The organism is Pseudomonas frederiksbergensis, assembly GCF_003732705.1.
GTDB classification, from domain to species: Bacteria; Pseudomonadota; Gammaproteobacteria; order Pseudomonadales; family Pseudomonadaceae; genus Aquipseudomonas; species Aquipseudomonas frederiksbergensis_F.
Window position 1 is genome coordinate 535,102 of the sequence record NZ_MOBR01000009.1, and the last position, 18,494, is coordinate 553,595.

Here is an 18,494-nt window from a genome sequence, read left to right on the forward strand (position 1 = left end):
TCAGATACGGCGTTTGCGGGTGAGCGCGGGGATTTTCGTCAGGGGCACTTCGATACGTTGCACCTGGCCTACTGCCGCCGCCACCAGCGCCAGCGTCGGCTGACCGAACAGCACGCGGGCATCGGCCTCCATGTTGTCCTTGCGCATGCGTTCGATCAGGCTGACCGCCAACAGCGAATGCCCGCCCAGTTCAAAGAAATGGTCGTGACGGCCGACCCGCTCGACCTTCAGCAACTCCGCCCACAGCACCGCGAGCTTCGTCTCGATGTCGCCCTGCGGCGCTTCATAGTGACGGGTGGAAAAGGCGCTGGTATCGGGTATCGGTAGCGCCTTGCGGTCGAGTTTGCCGTTGGGGGTTAGCGGCAGCGCGTCGAGGCGTACGTACGCGGCGGGCACCATGTATTCCGGCAGGAGCGCTTGCAGGTGTGAACGCAGCGCACCGGTGGCAGGCGTGATGTCCGCGTGGCTCGGTGTGTAATAGGCGACCAGGCGTTTTTCGCCGGGGACGTCTTCGCGAGCCAGGATGACGGTTTCCTTGATGTCCTGGTGTTGGGCGAGTTTGGCTTCAATCTCGCCCAACTCGATGCGGAAGCCACGGATTTTGACTTGATCGTCGTTGCGGCCCAGGTATTCGATGTTGCCGTCGGGTAGGTAGCGGCCGAGGTCGCCCGTTCTATACATCCGGCCATTTGTTTGGAAAGGATCGTTAAGGAAGCGTTCGGCAGTCAAATCGTCGCGGTTCAAGTAACCCCGCGCCACGCCGGCGCCGCCGATGTAGATTTCGCCCGGAACGCCCAGTGGTACGGGTTGCTGATGTTCGTCCAGCAAGTAGAACTGGGTGTTGGCGACCGGTTTGCCGATGTGGGCGGCGAAGCCGTCCTCGCGGTCCATCGATACCCAGCTTGAGTAGGTTGTGGTTTCCGATGGGCCGTAGAGGTTACACAGGCGTTGAACCTGAGTCTGTTCAAACAGGTTTTCCACGAGACTGCGTTTCAGCGCTTCGCCGGCAACGTTGACCGTGTGCACATTGGTGCTCAGTCCGCCGGATTCCAACAAAGCTTTGAGCGCCGAAGGTACGGTGTTGATCAGGGTGATGTCGGGTTGCGGCTCCAACACATTCTTCACGACGTTAATGCTGCCGCCCGAGGTCAGCGGCGCGAAGCATTCGTAGACTGCCAAGTCGAAGTTCAGCGAGGTCGAGAACAACGTTTTGGCCAACGTTGCGTCATCAAATGAACGATGGGCCCAGGTCAGGAAGTTCACGGTATTACGGTGTTCGATCATCACGCCCTTCGGCAGACCGGTCGAACCGGAGGTGTAGATCACATAGGCCAGATGCGCCGATGTAAGGTCAGTAATCTCTGGATTGGAGACGGATTCATCCTGCCAAACGCCGCTATCCAGATCGATCACCGGCATCGAAGCCTCAATCAACAACCCCAAAGTCGCAGCCTGCGCCAACACCACGGCCGGCGCGCTGTCCTCCAGCATGTAAGCAATCCGATCCAGCGGATAAGCCGGATCCAGCGGCACATAACCCCCGCCCGCCTTCAGAATCGCCAGCAACCCGACGACCATGTCGGCACTACGCTCAACACAAATCGCCACCCGCGAATCCGGCCGCACCCCCTGCCCACGCAGGTAATGCGCCAAGCGGTTCGCCCGTTCATTCAACTCGCGATAGCTCAAGTGTTCCAAGCCATAAACCACCGCCACCGCCTCCGGCGTCCGCTCAACCTGAGCCTCAAACAACCCATGAACCGTCTGTTCCAGCGGATACAAAGCCTCAGTCGCATTAAACCCAGCCAGCAACTGACGCTCGACATCATTCTGCAACGTAACCGAACTCACCGCCCGGCCCGCATCCGCCACCATCGCCCGAAGCATCCGCTCCAGATAACCGAGGTAACGCTCCATCGTCGTCGCATCGAACAGCGCCGTGGCAAACTCCAGCGAACCCTGAATCCGGCCTTCGATTTCACCCAAATCGAGGGACACATCAAACTTCGCCGTCCGCCCGGCAGCGCCCAGCCCTTCGAGCTTCAAGTCGCCCAGCGTGAGCTCGACACTTTCGGTGTTCTGCCACGACAACAGGGTCTGGAACACTGCGCTGTGGGACAGGCTGCGCACCGGTTTGACCAGTTCCACCACTTGCTCGAACGGTAGATCCTGATGGGCCTGGGCACTCAGCGTTTGCGCCTTGACCCGTTGCAGCAGCGCTTCAATGCTCGGCTGCCCCGACACATCTACCGGCAACGCCAGTGTATTGACGAAGAAACCGATCAACCCTTCGACTTCCGAGCGCGGGCGGTTGGCCACCGGCGTGCCGATCACCACTTTGTCCTGTCCCGAAAGCCGCCCGAGCACCGCCGCCCAGCCGGCCAGCACCGTCATATACAGCGTGGTGCCGTGGTGCTGACTCAGGGCCTTAAGCTCCGACGTCAGGGCCGCGTCGAATGCCACCGGAATCGCGGCGCCGGCGTAGTTCTGTTGCGCCGGTCGTGGACGATCCAGCGGCAGCATCAACACCGCCGGTGCATCCGTCAGTACCGCTTTCCAATAATCGCCCTGGGTCGTCATCACCTCACCGCTCAGCCAGCGGCGTTGCCACACGGCAAAGTCCGCGTACTGCACCGGCAATGCCGGCAGCGGATCTTCCTGACCACTGCGGAAGGCTTCATACAGCGCGACCAGTTCCCGGGTCAGCACGCCAAATGACCAGCCGTCCGAAACGATATGGTGCATCGTCACCAACAGCACATGGTCGCGCTCGCCCATGCGGATCAACTGCCCGCGAATCAGCGGGCCCCGCTCAAGATCAAAGGCATCAGAGGCTTCCTGCGCAGCCAGGGTATTCAGCTCGCGTTCTGCCTCGGCATGGCCGGACAGATCAATGAAGCGCAAGGCAAAACCGCAATCGCTAGGGGCGATCCGTTGCGTGGCCGGCTGCTCCGGAATCTGTGTGAAGCTGGTGCGCAACGCCTCGTGACGGCTGACGATGCGGTCCAGTGCACGTTGCAATGCGCTGCGATCCAGATCCCCCGTCAGGCGCAGGCCGGCGGGCAAATGGTAAGCCGCACTGGCGCCTTCGATCCGGGTCAGGAACAGCAAACGTTGTTGCGCGAATGACAGCGGCAACGGCTCGTCGCGGCTCACCGCCACAATCTCCGGCAAGGTGCTGCGTCCGGCACGGGACACGGCCAGGGCCAGTTCGCTCAACTGTGAATGGGCAAACAGTTCGCTCAGGGCCAACTCCACGCCCAAACGCAGGCGCACCTGGGAAATCAGCCGCATCGCCAGCAACGAATGGCCGCCCAATTCAAAGAAGCGGTCATGCCGACCGACCTGTTCCAGGCCCAACAATTCTTGCCAGATCTGCGCCACTTCCGACTCAACGCCGGGCAACGGCGCTTCATAGCCATGGGCGTTCAGCGCCCCGGCGTCCGGTACCGGCAAGGCCTTGCGGTCGAGTTTGCCATTGGGGGTTTGCGGCATGGCGTCGAGCAACACATAGGCCACGGGCACCATGTATTCGGGCAATTGCGCGAGCATCAAGGCCCGCAGCACGTCCACCGACGGCGCGGCCTGCGCCGTGTAATACGCCACCAGACGCTGCTCACCGGGGCGATCTTCGCGGACCACGACGACGGCCTCGCTGACACCTTGGCAAGCGCCGAGCACGACTTCGATTTCGCCCAGCTCAATGCGCAAACCACGAATCTTCACCTGACCGTCATTACGGCCCAGGTATTCAATATTGCCGTCGGGCAGGTAGCGGGCAATGTCGCCCGTCCGGTACATCCGGCCATTAGGGTTGAAGGGATCGTTGAGGAACCGTTCGGCGGTCAGGTCGTCACGGTTCATGTAACCCCGCGCCACGCCAGTACCGCCGATGTAGATCTCGCCTGAAACCCCCGTCGGCACAGGTTTGCCGTGGGGGTCGAGCAAGTAGAACTGGGTATTGGCGATGGGCCGGCCGATGCTGATCTGGCTGCCCTGGGTGTGTTGTTCGTCTACTCGGAGGGCCGATGACCAAATGGTGGTTTCGGTCGGACCGTACACGTTGAACAGGCGCTGCACCTGCCCCGCGACACGCCGGGCAAGGTCCGCAGGCAAGGCTTCGCCGCCACACAGGACGGTCAGCGCGGCGTTCCCCTGCCAGCCCGATTCGAGCAGCATGCGCCACGTCGCCGGGGTGGCCTGGGCGATGGTCGCGCCGCTGTTGGCAATCACTTCGGCCAGCAACCGGCCATCCCGCGCCTGGTCACGGGAAACCAACACCACCTGCGCCCCGCACACCAGCGGCAGGAACAGTTCCAGACCGGCGATATCAAAGCCCAGGGTGGTCAACGCCAGCACGCGGTCACTGGCATCCACGCCCAGCGTGTCGGCCTTGGCGCACAACAAATTGACCACGCTGCGGTGCTCGACCATCACACCCTTCGGCTTGCCGGTGGATCCCGAGGTGTAAATCACATAGGCCAGGTCCGACGCGTGATTCCCCGACATCAACGGATTGGCCGTGGACAGTTCCTGCCAGGCCTCACTGTCGAGGTCAAACACCGGCATCGACGCTTCGGCCAGCAGATCATGGGTCGCGGCGTGCACCAGCAACGCCACCGGCGCACTGTCTTCCAGCATATAGGTCAGGCGATCCAGCGGATAAGCCGGGTCCAGCGGCACATAGGCCGCACCGGATTTCAAAATACCCAACAGGCCGACCAGCATGCCCAGGCCACGCTCGACGCAGATCGCCACTCGGTCGTCCGGGCGGACGCCAAGGGCCAGCAGGTGATGCGCGACCTGATTCGCCCGATCATTCAGTTCGGCGTAGCTCAGTTGCTGATCGCCGAACTGAATAGCCAGCGCCTGCGGAGACGCATCGACCCGGGCCTGGAACAGCTGCGCCAGTGTCTGGTCCTGCGGATAAGCCACTTGCGTGGCATTCCAGGTGCCGAGCAATTGCTCGCGTTCGGCAACCGGTAGACTGTCGAGGTCATTCAGGGCTGTGTCCGGCGCGTGTTCCAGCGCGGCCACCAGGCTTTCCAGTGCAATGTGCATGTACTCGGCGACCCGTCGGGCATCGATCCCGACCACCGCCTGCACCACCAGGCTGAAGCCTTCACCTTCATCATCCACCGCCAGGGACAACGGATAGTTGGTGCGTTCTTCACCGCCCAGCGCCTGCATGCCCTGCCACGCCGAAACCATTTGCGCGGTGACTTCAACGGCACAGTGTCGATAGTTGAGCATCGCGCTGAACAACGGCGTCGGTGCCGCCACGCCACTGCAACGTTGCGCCAAGGCCAGGGACGCGTGCTCGTGGCCGAGCAATCCGGTGAGGCGCATGTGCGTGGCTTTCACCGCCGCAGCCGCCCCTTGCCCGCCCAGGCTCACCCGCAATGGCAAGGTGTTGATGAACATGCCGAGCGCGCGGTCGGCCCCTTCGCCGCCCTGCATCCGCCCCAGCAGCACGGTGCCGAACACCACCTCGTCGCGACCGCTGACCCGACCCAACACCTGGGCCCAGGCCAGATGCACCACACTCGCGGCGCTGACCCCGAGTTGCCGGGCACGGTCCCGCAGGCGTCGGCTCAACGCCGTTTCTACGGCCAGTTTCACTTCCTCGACACCGGTGCCATCGCCCTGCACATTCAACAGGCCAAACGGCAGCGTCGGCTCTTCGATATCACCGAGCATTTCGCGGAAAAAAGCTTCGTGCTCATCCTGACTGACGCCCAAACGCGCCTGTGCCACGTAGTTGCGGTACGGCACCGGGTCGCCCAACACCTGCGCGTGCCCAAGTAGATGGGCCTGCATCTCGTGTTCCAGGGTTTCCAGCGCCGTGTGATCCAGCGCCATATGGTGGAACAGCAGTGTCGCGACCCAACGTTGATTGTCGGGATCTTCGGCGAAGACCAGCCGCAGCATCGGCGCCTGTCGCACGTCCAGGCGGTAATGCCGGGCATCGAAGCGTTCATGCAATTGCGCGGCGACATCGCCGGGCTGCGCCTCGAATTGCTCGCAAATCAGCTGCGCCTTGCGCCACACCACTTGCATCGGTTCGACCAGCCCTTCCCAGACCATCGAGGTGCGCAGGATGTCGTGGCGGTCGATCACCTGTTGCAGCGCCCGCGCGAAGTCATCCAGCCGTGCACGACTGTCAAACCCGAACTGCGTCTGCAGCACGTAGGGATCACCTTTTTCCGCCGTGAGGTGGTGATACAGAATGCCTTCCTGCAACGGCGCCAGCGGGTAGATGTCTTGCACATTGGCAACACCGCCGGGCACGGTTGCGACGATGCGGTCGATGGCGGATTGGCTCAACTCAGCCAGTGGAAGCATGTCCGGGGTGATGCGTTGGCAGCCTGCGACGATGGCGCTGGCCGGCACCACCACATCGGTGTGCCCGCCCACGGCGGCGGCCAGCGCCATGAGGGTCGGCTGGCCGAACAGGACACGCACATCGACTGCCAGATTGACCTGACGCATGCGCTCGATCAGCCGCATCGCCAGCAGCGAATGACCGCCCAGTTCAAAGAAGTTATCGCGACGACCGACCTGCTCCACTTTCAGCAAATCCGCCCACAACCCCGCCAGTGTCTGCTCGATGTCGCCCTGCGGCGCCTCGTAGGTTTGGCTGGCATAGGCGTCGGCCTGTGGCGCCGGCAGCGCCTTGCGATCGACTTTGCCATTCAGTGTCAGGGGAAAGGCTGGCAGCATCACAAACGCGCTCGGCACCATGTATTCGGAGAGTGCGGCGGACAGTTGCTCGCGCAACCCGGCCACGCTCAACGTGACATCCGGCTGCGCAATCACGTAAGCCACCAGACGTTTTTCCCCCGGCTGTTCAGCGCGGACCAGCACCACCGCGTCCTTCACGCCTGCGCACGTGGCCAGTTTGGCTTCGATCTCGCCAAGTTCGATTCGGAAACCACGGATCTTCACCTGGTCGTCATTGCGCCCCAGGCATTCCAGATTGCCCTCTGGCGACCAGCGGCCGAGATCGCCGGTGCGATAGAGCAATGCGCCGGACTCGTCGCTGAACGGATCAGCGATAAACGCCTGGGCCGTCAGTTCCGGGCGGTTCAGGTAACCCTTCGCCACGCCCCGGCCACCGATGTAGATTTCGCCGACCACGCCCAACGGCGCCAGTTGCTGGCGGGCGTCGAGCACATAGATTTGCGTGTTGGAAATCGGCCCGCCAATCGGCACGACTTCCGCGTCCGGCGCCACGACTTTCACTTCATACGTGGTGGCGTAGGTGGTGGTTTCGGTCGGGCCGTAGCAATGCACCAGGCGCAGGTTGGGCGCCAGGCTCAACAAACGCCGGAAGGACGCCGCGTCAGCCCGTTCGCCGCCGCACAACAGGATGCGCAGGCTGCCAATGGCTTGCGGGATCAGTTGCACGTACTGGTTGAAAATCGCCGTGGTGACGAACAACACCGTCGCCCCTGACTCGGTCAGCACGTGGGCAAAACGCGACGGCTCAAGCAGGGTTTCGTGGTCGATCACAATGACCCGGCCGCCATTCAGCAAGGCGCCCCACACGTCCATGGTGCTGGCGTCGAAGGCCGGGTTCGAGGCGAAGGCGATTCGGTCTTGTGCGTTGAAATCGGCGTAACCGTTGTTGATCACCAACCGGTTGATCGCCCGGTGCGGCACCAATACGCCTTTGGGCTGACCGGTGGAACCTGAGGTGTACATGATGTAGGCAATCGCTTCCGCGGACTGCGGCAGTGCCGGGTCATGGAGGGATTGGGCGTGCAGATCCAGGGTGTCCAGGTCGATACGGCGCACGCCGTCCGGGGCGTTCTGGTCGCTGGATGTCAACAACACCACCGCCTGACTGTCTTCAAGCATGAAGCGCTGGCGTTCCAGCGAAGCATTGCGATCCAGCGGCACATAGGCCGCTGCGCATTTCAGCGCCGCCAGTTGGCTGGTCAACAGGTCGAGCGAGCGCGGCAGCAGGATCGCCACGCGAGCGTCCGGTTGCACGCCCAACCCGATCAAATAATGCGCGAGACGGTTGGCGCGCAGATTCAGCGCCTCGTAGGTCAAAGGCTCAGCACCGTGCACCGCCGCAATCGCTTGCGGTGTGCGCGCGACCTGCGCTTCAAACAGCGCGAGCACAGTTTTGTCCTGAGGATAGGCGCGGGTCGTGGCGTTGAAATCCACGCGCAATTGCTGACGTTCGGCGTCCGGCAGGATCTCCAGGCGATTGAGCGGTTTTTGCGGCGCCTGCTCCAGCGCCTGAACCAGGCCCTCGATGGCCGTGTGCATGTAGGCGCAGATGCGCGCGGCGCCCATGCCTTTGAGCACCAGCGCGCTCAGCAGGAAACCCTCGCCCAGGTCGTCCACCGACAGGGTCAGCGGGTAATTGGTACGTTCTTCGGCGCCAAGGTTTTGCATGCCTTGCCAGGCGCTGAGCGCTTCGGCCGACACCGCGCCGATCGCGCTGTGGCGGTAATTCAGCAGCGCACTGAACAGCGGCGCCGGTGATGCCACGCGGCTGCAACGTTGCGCCAGTGCCAGCGAGGCGTGCTCGTGACCGAGCAATGCGGTCAGCCTGCCGTGGGTGGTTTTGACCCCGGCGCGCACGCCCTGCTCGTCCAGGCTGACCCGCAGCGGCAAGGTGTTGATGAACATGCCCAGGGCCCGGTCCGCCCCGTCGCCGCCCTGCATCCGGCCCATCAGCACAGTGCCGAACACCACGTCTTCACGCCCGGACAGGCGTCCGATGACCTGGGCCCAGGCCAAATGATGAAGGCTGGCGGCGCTCACGCCCAATTGCCGCGCCTGGGCCCGAAGGCGCCGGCTCAGTTCGGCATTGATTTCAAGTTTGGCTTCCTCGATCCCGCTGCCATCGCCCTGCACTTGCTGCATACCGAACGGTAGCGTCGGCTCGTCGATATCACCGAGCATCTCGCGGAAGAACGTTTCATGTTGTTCCTGGCTGACACCCAAACGGGCCTGGGCCACGTAGTTGCGGTACGGCATCGCTGGCGTTAGCTGGCCTTGCTGCCCCAGCAGGTGCATTTGCATTTCCTGCTGCACCACTTCCAGCGCGGTGTGGTCGAGGGCGATGTGGTGAAACAACAGCATCGCGACCCAACGCTGGTTGGCCGGATCCTCGGCCACCCGCAGGCCCATCAGCGGCGCCTGACGGATATCGAGACGATGATGGCGCGAGTCGAAGCGCGCGTGCAGCTGAGTCACCACATCACCGTCGTCTGGACTTAACGCCAATTGCTCGACGCCGAGCGTAGCCTGACGCCAGACCACTTGCATCGGTTGTTCCAGTCCTTCCCAGAGCACCGCCGTGCGCAAGATATCGTGACGGTTGATGACGCCTTGCAAGGCTTGAGTGAACGCGTGAAGACGCGCCTCGCTGTCAAAGGCAAACAGCGATTGCAAGACGTAAGGGTCGCCCTGCTCGGCGGAAATATGGTGATAGAGGATGCCTTCCTGCAACGGCGCCAACGGGTAGACATCCTGCACGTTGGCCGTGCCGCCCGGCACCGTCGCGACGATGCGGTCAATCGCGCCCTGGGTCAGTGTCGCCAGGGGCAGCATGTCCGGGGTGATTCGTTGGCAATCCGCGGTGATGCCGTTGGCCGGCACCTGAATTTCACTGCCGCCACCTACCGCAGCGGCCAGGGCTGCCAGGGTTGGCTGGCCGAACAGGACGCGCACGTCGGCGCTCAGTCCGACCTGACGCATCTGCTCGATCAGGTTGACCGCCAGCAGCGAGTGGCCGCCCAGTTCAAAGAAATGATCGTGACGCCCGACGCGTTCCACATTCAGCACTTGCGCCCAGAGCCGGGCCAGGATGATTTCGATTTCGCCGACCGGTTCCTCGTAGCCTCGGGTGACCATCGAGGCCAGATCCGGCGCCGGCAACGCCTTGCGGTCGAGTTTGCCGTTGGCGGTCAGCGGCAATCTATCGAGCTGCACGTAAGCCGCCGGCACCATGTAGTCCGGCAGCCGCGATTGCAGGTGAGCGCGCAGGCCTTCGAGATCCGCAACGTCATCGGCGGTGAAGTACGCCACCAGACGTTTCTCCCCCGGCACCTCTTCGCGAATCAGGACCACGGCTTCTTTCACGCTTTCGTGTTGCGTCAGGCGGGACTCGATTTCCCCCAGTTCGATGCGGTAGCCACGGATTTTCACCTGGTCATCGTTGCGGCCCAGGTACTCGATTGTGCCATCCGGCAGATGACGGCCCAGGTCGCCAGTGCGGTACATCGATTGGCCGTTGAACGGATCAGTGATAAATTTTTCGGCGGTCAGTTCGGGACGATTCAGATAGCCCTTCGCAACGCCCGCGCCCCCGATAAACAGCTCGCCGGGCACACCCAGCGGCACGGCGCGCAACTGCGCGTCGAGCACGTAGACCCGGGTGTTGCCGATCGGCCGACCGATGGGAATGCTGCCCGCGCCGATTGCCTTGATCTCATGGGTGGTGGAAAACGTAGTGGCTTCCGTCGGGCCGTAGCCGTTGAGCAAGTGCTGCGGCGCGCCTTCGTTCAGGACCCGGCCGATCACCGCCGGATCCAGCACATCACCACCGACGATCAGGTAGCGCAGTTGCCCGAACACCGCCATCAAGCCGTCGGCGTACTGGTGAAACAGCCCCGCCGTCATCCACATCACGCTGACGGATTGCTCAAGCAGCCATGCCTTCAAGCGTGATTGCGACAGCAACACCTCCTGCTCGACCACGACCACACAACCACCGTTGAGCAACGGTGCCCAGACTTCGAGGGTGCTGGCGTCGAAGGCTGGATTGGAGGCGTAGGCCACGCGATCCGCCGCGTTGAAATCGGCATAACCGTTGTTGATCACCAACCGACTGATCGCCCGGTGCGGCACGAGCACGCCTTTTGGAGTGCCGGTGGAGCCCGAGGTGTACATGATGTACGCCGGGGTTTCGCTGGACTGCGATCGCGGCGATTGATGGGTTGGCCGGTCATCAAACTGCACAACGTCCAGATCCACCCGGCGTACGCCTGGGCTCAACGCTGCCTCACTGTGGGTCAACACCAGCACGGCCCGGCTGTCTTGCAGCATGAATTGCTGGCGTTCGGTGGGCGCGTTGATGTCCAGCGGCAGGTAGACGGCGGCGCATTTGAGGATCGCCAACTGACTGACCAGCAAATCCAGCGAGCGCGGCAGCAGGATCGCCACGGCGTCGCCCGGTTGCAGGCCAAGACTGATCATATGTGCAGCCAAACGATTGGCTTCTGTGTTCAGTTCGCGATACGTCAGGGTCTGCCCGTTTTGAACGGCGGCGGGCGCGTTTGGATGGGCCTGGACTTGCGCTTCGAACAAGGCGTGGACGGTCTGGTCCCGGGGATAGGCGCGGTCGGTGGCGTTAAACGTCTGCACCACCTGCTCGCGCTCGGCGGCAGGCAGAATCGCCAGGCGATTGAGCGGCAATTGCGGGGTGTTTTCCAGGGCGCTGACGAGGCATTCAACCGCGACCTGCATGTAGTCGCACAGGCGTTGCGCGCCGATCTGCGCGCTCGCTTGCACGCTCAAGGCAAAGTCATCGGAAAAATCGTCGACCGACAGAATCAGCGGATAGTTGGTCCGCTCTTGCGCGCTCAGGGCTTCGATGCCGCTCCAGGCCAGGCTCGCTTCGGCCGGGATCGCCTGGCTGGCACTGGCGCTGTGGCGGTAATTGAGCAACGCGCTGAACAATGGAGTCGGCGCCGCCACACCGCTGCAACGCTGGGCCAACGCCAGGGACGCGTATTCGTGACTGAGCAACGTGCTGAGCCGCGCATGGGTGGCTTTTACCCCGTCGCGCACGCTCTGTGCGCCGACGCCGACGCGCAGCGGCAAGGTGTTGATGAACATGCCCAGCGCCCGGCTCATGCCTTCCGAGGCCTGCATGCGCCCCAGCATCACGGTGCCGAACACCACATCTTCACGGCCCGACACGCCACCCAACACCTGGGCCCAGGCGAGGTGGAAAATACTCGCCGCGCTGACGCCAAGCTGACGGGCCTGCACCCGCAGACGGCCGCTCAACGCTAGAGGCAGTTTTCGATCGCTCTCTTCGATAGCGTTGCCATCGCCCAGCACATCCTGCTGGCCGAAGGGTAAGGTCGGCTCATCGACGTCGCCGAGCATCTCGCCGAAAAACGCCTCGTCGGCGGCTCGCTGACCGGCCTGCCGGGTCCGTACCACGTAGTTGCGGTACGGCACGGCGCTGCCCAGTTGTTCGGCCTGCCCCATCAGGTACGCCTGCATTTCATGCTGCACGACGGCCAGTGCCGCATGGTCGAGGACCATATGGTGGAACAGCAGCATCGCTACCCAACGCTGGTTGACCGTGTCTTCAGCGAACACCAGCAACAGCAACGGCGCCTGACTGAGGTCGAGGCGATAGTGCCGGGGATCGAAACGTCCTTGCAGTTGCGCCATGGCCTCGCCGTCGACGAGTTCGGCGCTGATGTCTTTAAGCCCCAGCCGCGCGTGGCGCCAGACCACTTGCACAGACTCCTCCAGACCTTCGCGGACGATGGCGGTGCGCAGGATGTCGTGGCGATCGATGACGCTTTGCAAGGCATCGGCAAAATCCGCCAGGCGTTCACGGCTGGTGATGCTGAACTGAGCTTGCAGAACGTACGGGTCGCCCTGGGTTGCGGTCAGGTGGTGATAAAGAATGCCTTCCTGCAACGGCGCCAACGGATAAATATCCTGCACATTGGCCGCACCGCCCGGCACCGTGGCGACGATCTGGTCGATGGCCGGCTGATCCAGCGTCACCAGTGGCAGCATTTGCGGCGTGATACGCGTGCATCCGGCCGGGATGGCGTTGGCGGGAATGTCGATCTCCCCGGCCTTGCTGGCGTCGTATTGCCCGGCCTTGATCAACTCGATCAACGTCGCTTTGTGCTCGCGCAGCAAGGCCAGCACCGCCGGCTCGCTCAGTGATTGTTTCCTGCCCCGTATAACGAGCTGGTCGCCCTTGACTGAAAGCTGTACGTCTTTTTCTTTTAGTGTCGCCAACAGTTCGATCACACTCACAGGACAATCTCCATTTTTTCTGTCGTTGCCGCGTATTCCGAGAGCGTGGGTTGCTCGAACAACGTCCTGACATCCGCTTCCATGCCAGCCTGGCGCATGCGCTCCATCAGGCTGACGGCCAGCAACGAGTGCCCGCCCAATTCGAAGAAATGATCGTGACGGCCGACGCGCTCCACGTTGAGGACTTCCGCCCAGAGTTGGGCCAGGGTGATTTCGGTTTCGCCGATAGGCGCTTCATAACCGCGGGTAATGACCGACGCCAGATCCGGGATCGGCAGTAATTTGCGGTCGAGTTTGCCGTTGGGGGTCAGGGGTAAGGCGTCGATGCGCACATACGCCGCAGGCACCATGTAGGCCGGGAGTTGGGTTTGCAGATGGGCGCGCAGGTCTTCGATGTCGACCGCGTCATCCGTGGCGTTGAGGGTGAAATAAGCGACCAGGCGTTTTTCGCCAGGCACGTCTTCCCGGGCCAGGATCACGGCTTCCTTGACGGCTTCGTGCTGCGCGAGTTTGGCTTCGATCTCGCCCAACTCGATACGGAAACCGCGGATTTTCACTTGGTCGTCGTTGCGGCCCAGGTATTCGATATTGCCGTCCGGCAGATAGCGGCCCAAGTCGCCTGTTCTATACATCCGGCCGTTGGTGCTGAACGGGTCGGTGAGGAAACGTTCGGCGGTGAGGTCGTCGCGGTTCAGGTAACCCCGCGCCACGCCAGCGCCACCGATGTAGATTTCACCTGGGACACCCAGTGGCACGGGTTGGCCGTGTTCATCCAGCAAGTAGAACTGGGTGTTGGCGACCGGTTTGCCGATGTGGGCGGTGAAACCGTCTTCGCGATCCATCGACACCCAACTTGAGTAGGTCGTGGTTTCCGAAGGGCCGTAGAGGTTGCAAAGACGCTTGACGCTGGTCTGCTCAAACAGGTTTTCCACCAGACTGCGTTTCAGCGCTTCACCGGCAACGTTGACCGTGTGCACGTTTTCACTCAATCCGCCGGACTCCAGCAAGGCTTTAAGCGCCGACGGCACGGTGTTGATCAGCGTGATGTCGTGTTGCGGCTCCAGCACGTTGGTCACGACATTAATGCTGCCGCCCGAGGTCAGCGGCGCGAAGCATTCGTAGACCGCCAAATCGAAGTTCAGCGAGGTGGAGAACAGGGTTTTGGCCAACGTTTGACTGTCAAACGAACGATGTGCCCAGGTCAGGAAGTTCACCGTATTGCGGTGTTCGATCATCACGCCTTTGGGCAATCCAGTGGAGCCCGAGGTGTAGATCACGTAGGCCAGATGCGCCGGTGTCAGCTCTTCAACCACAGGATTGGAGACCGATTCGTCATTCCACGAAGCGCGATCCAGATCAATCAGCGGCACCTGGACGTGGGACAACAGCCCGCGAGTCCCGGCCTGGGTCAACACGGCCGCCGGGGCGCTGTCCTCCAGCATGTAGGCGATCCGGTCCAGCGGATAGCTCGGATCCAGCGGCACATAACCGCCACCCGCCTTCAGAATCGCCAGCAGTCCAACCACCATCTCGGCACTGCGCTCAACACAGATCGCCACCCGTGAATCCGGCTGCACGCCCTGTTTACGCAGGTGATGAGCCAAGCGGTTGGCCCGGTTGTTGAGCTCGCGATAACTCACAGACTGCCCGTCATGGATCACCGCAACCGCCTCTGGCGTACGTTCTACCTGGGCTTCAAACAACCCGTGAATCGTCTGCTCCAGCGGGTAATCCGCTTGGGTGGCGTTGAACGTCACCAACAACTGCTCGGCTTCGGCGGCTGGCAGGATCGGCAAGCTGTGCAGCGGCGCCTCTGGCGTTTGCTCAAGCATTCCGATCAAGCCTTGCAACGTCTGCTGCACATAGCCGCAAATGCGTTGCGCGCCAATCCGCGCCGGGGTCATGACGGTGAAACTGAACGCTTCACCCTGATCATCCACCGACAAGGTCAACGGGTAATTGGTCCGCTCTTCACCGCTGAGCATTTCAATACCGTCCCAAGCGGACAGCGCCTCAGTCGAGGTCATCGCGCCGGTGTGACGGTAATTCAGCAGCGCACTGAACAGCGGCGTCGGTGCTTCCACGCCACTGCAACGTTGCGCCAGCACCAGCGAAGCGTGTTCATGCCCCAGCAACGCACTCAGTTGCCCGTGGGTGGCTTTCACCCCGGCACGCACACCTTGTTCACCCAGTTTCACCCGCAGCGGCAAGGTGTTAATGAACATCCCCAACGCCCGATCGGCACCCTCGCCGGCCTGCATCCGGCCGACCAATACGGTGCCGAACACCACGTCGTCCTTGCCCGACACCTTGGCCAAGACCTGCGCCCAGACCAGGTGATACAGACTTGCGGCGCTGACCCCGAGCTGACGGGCCTGAATACGCAGTCGGCGGCTGAGGTCGCTATCGATGTCCTGGCGAACTTCCTCGATTCCGCTGCCATCGCCCTGCACATCCTGCAAACCGAACGGCAATGTAGGTTCGTCGACGTCCCCCAGCATGTCGCGGAAAAACGCTTCATGGGCTTCGCGGCTCACACCCAAACGCGCCTGGGCCACGTAGTTGCGATACGGCACCGACACTGGAAGACGCTGGGCCTGACCGAGCATATTGGCCTCGATTTCCGAGGCCAGCACCGCCAGTGACGTGGCATCGTCCACCAAGTGATGGAACAGCAACATGCCGACCCAGCGCTGATTCGCCGGGTCCTGCGCATAAGCGATGCGCATCAACGGTGCCTCGCGGATGTCCAGGCGATAGTGTCGCGGGTCGAAGCGCTGGTGCAGTTGTCCGGCAATATCGCCGGCCGCCGGTTCCAGCGAAACCGCTTCGACCACCAACTTGGCTTCACGCCAGACCACTTGCATCGGCTCGGCCAGACCTTCCCACAGCACACCCGTGCGCAGAATGTCGTGCCGGTCAACCACAGCCTGCAACGCCTGGCTGAAACTGATCAGGCGGGCAAAGCTGTCGAAGCCGAACATCACATATTGCAGGTAAGGATCGCCCTGGGCCGCCGCGAGGTGGTGATACAAAATCCCCTCCTGCAACGGCGCCAGCGGGTAGATGTCCTGCACGTTACTGACGCCACCGGGCACCATCGCGACGATTTGATCAATCGCCGGCTGGTCCAGAGTGGCCAGGGACAGCATGTCCGGGGTGATCCGCTGGCAATCCGCGGCGATGCGATTGAGCGGCACCACCACTTCCGTGTACCCGCCCACCGCAGCGGCCAGCGCTGCCAACGTCGGTTGACCGAACAGCACGCGGACGTCGGCACTCAGGCCTGCATGGCGCATGCGTTCGATCAGCTTCACCGCCAGCAGCGAGTGGCCACCCAGTTCAAAGAAGTTGTCGTGACGACCGATCTGCTCGAGGTCCAGCAACTCTTGCCAGATCGTCGCCAGGGCTGTTTCCACCGCGCCTTGCGGTGCGGCGTAGGCCTGGGACACCACCGACGATTGATCAGGTGCCGGCAGTGCCTTGCGGTCCAGTTTGCCGTTGGCGGTCAACGGGAACGTGGCCAGCATCACGAAAGCGCTCGGCACCATGTAGTCGGCCAAGGTGTCCAGCAGTTGGGCGCGCAACTCGCTGACGCTGAGTTCTGCACCCGCCTGCGCAATCACATACGCCACCAGACGCTTGTCACCCGGCACATCTTCCCGGGCAATAACCAGCGTCTCGCGGACACCTTGACACGCAGCCAACGTTGCTTCGATCTCACCGAGTTCGATACGGAAACCGCGGATCTTCACCTGTTCATCGTTGCGCCCCAGGTATTCGACCGTGCCGTCTGCCAGCCAGCGGCCGAGGTCACCGGTGCGGTACAACCGTGCATCGGCACGGCCGCTGAAGGTGTCGGCGATAAAGCGTTCTTCAGTCAGCTGCGGACGATTCAGGTAACCCCGAGCCACACCGGCGCCGCCGACGTACATTTCACCGATCACACCCACAGGCACCGGCTGGCGCTGTGGATTGAGGATGTACAACTGCAAATCGGGAATCCGCCCGCCAATCGGGCTCACACCGACCCGTTGCGCATCCGCCGGGTGCAGCGCTCGATACGTTACGTGCACCGTGGTTTCCGTGATGCCGTACATGTTGACCAGTTGCGTCGGTTGATTGACCGCACGGGCGTACCACGGTTTGAGCATGCCCGGTTCCAGCGCTTCACCACCGAAAATCACCTGTCGCAGGCTGTGGGCGATGGCGCTCTCGCCCTGGGCCGCAATCAACTGACGGAACGCGCTGGGCGTCTGGTTCAACACCGTAACCCCGGCCTCGCACAGCAATGCATAACAGTCTTGCGGGGAACGGCTGACCGCTTGCGGCACCACCAGCAAACGGCCGCCGTGGGACAACGCGCCCCAGATTTCCCAGACCGAGAAGTCGAAGGCAAACGAGTGGAACAAGGCCCAGACGTCTTGCGCACCGAAATCGAACCATGCCTGCGTCGCCGAAAACAGCCGCGCGACGTTACGGTGCTCGACCATCACGCCTTTGGGTTGACCGGTCGAGCCCGAGGTGTAGATCACGTACGCCAGGTGCGACGAGGTCAGCTCCGGCACGTGCGGATTGGTAACCGGTTGGCTGTGCAATGACGGGCAATCGAGGTCGAGCACCCGCACCGATTCTTCGGCCAGCAACTCGCGGCTGGCGGCATGCACCAATATCGCCACCGGCGTGCTGTCTTCCAGCATGTAGGCGATGCGCTCGGCCGGGTACGCCGGATCGAGCGGTACGTAGCCTGCGCCGGATTTGAGGATCCCCAGCAGGCCGACGATCATTTCCAGACCACGCTCCACGCAAATCGCCACCCGATCATCCGGGCGAATACCCAGCAACAGCAGGCGATGGGCGACCTGGTTGGCCCGGGCATTGAGTTCGCCGTAGGTCAATGTTTGATCTTCAAACACCACCGCCACGGCATCCGGTTGCGCAATCGCCTGGGCTTCGAACAGGCCATGGATCGTGCGGTCATGCACGTACTCGCCAGTCGGCGCGTTCCAGGTGTCGAGCAACTGCTGACGCTCTGCCAACGGCAACACCGGTAAATCGTGCAGCGCGGTGTGCGGCGCATGCTCCAGCGCATCGACCAGACTGGCCAACGCGACCTGCATATAGGCGCAGATGCGTTGCGCGCCAATCTGCGACTCGACCTGCGCCGTCAGGCTGAAGCCCTGGCCCAGATCATCGACGTTGAGGGTCAGCGGGTAGTTGGTGCGTTCTTCGCTGGACAACAGCTGCATGCCGTTCCAGGCCGACAACAGTTCATCGCTCACCTGCACCGAGCTGTGCCGGTAGTTGAGGATCGCGCTGAACAGTGGCGCTGGCGCCGTGACTCCACTGCATCGCTGGGCCAGGGCCAGTGAGGCATGCTCATGCCCCAACAGCCCGGTCAAGCGTCCGTGGGTCGCCCTGACGGCGGCGCGCACACTCTGTGCATCAACCTG

General features: G+C 62.6%; 2 protein-coding genes (1 of these 2 running past the window's edge). Both read right to left on the bottom strand.

All coding sequences use genetic code 11. The features are described 5' to 3' along the window. A complete protein-coding gene (locus BK667_RS13995) occupies positions 1-13,041 on the bottom strand; it encodes a non-ribosomal peptide synthetase (protein WP_185058212.1) in 13,041 nt (4,346 codons plus the stop codon). Next, positions 13,038-18,494, bottom strand: partial view of a non-ribosomal peptide synthetase gene (locus BK667_RS14000; RefSeq protein WP_446033163.1) — the end only. 13,893 nt of this gene lie beyond the right edge of the window; only the last 5,457 of its 19,350 coding nucleotides appear in the window; its start codon lies off the right edge, out of view; its stop codon occupies positions 13,038-13,040. The genes BK667_RS13995 and BK667_RS14000 overlap by 4 nt, the downstream gene beginning before the upstream one ends.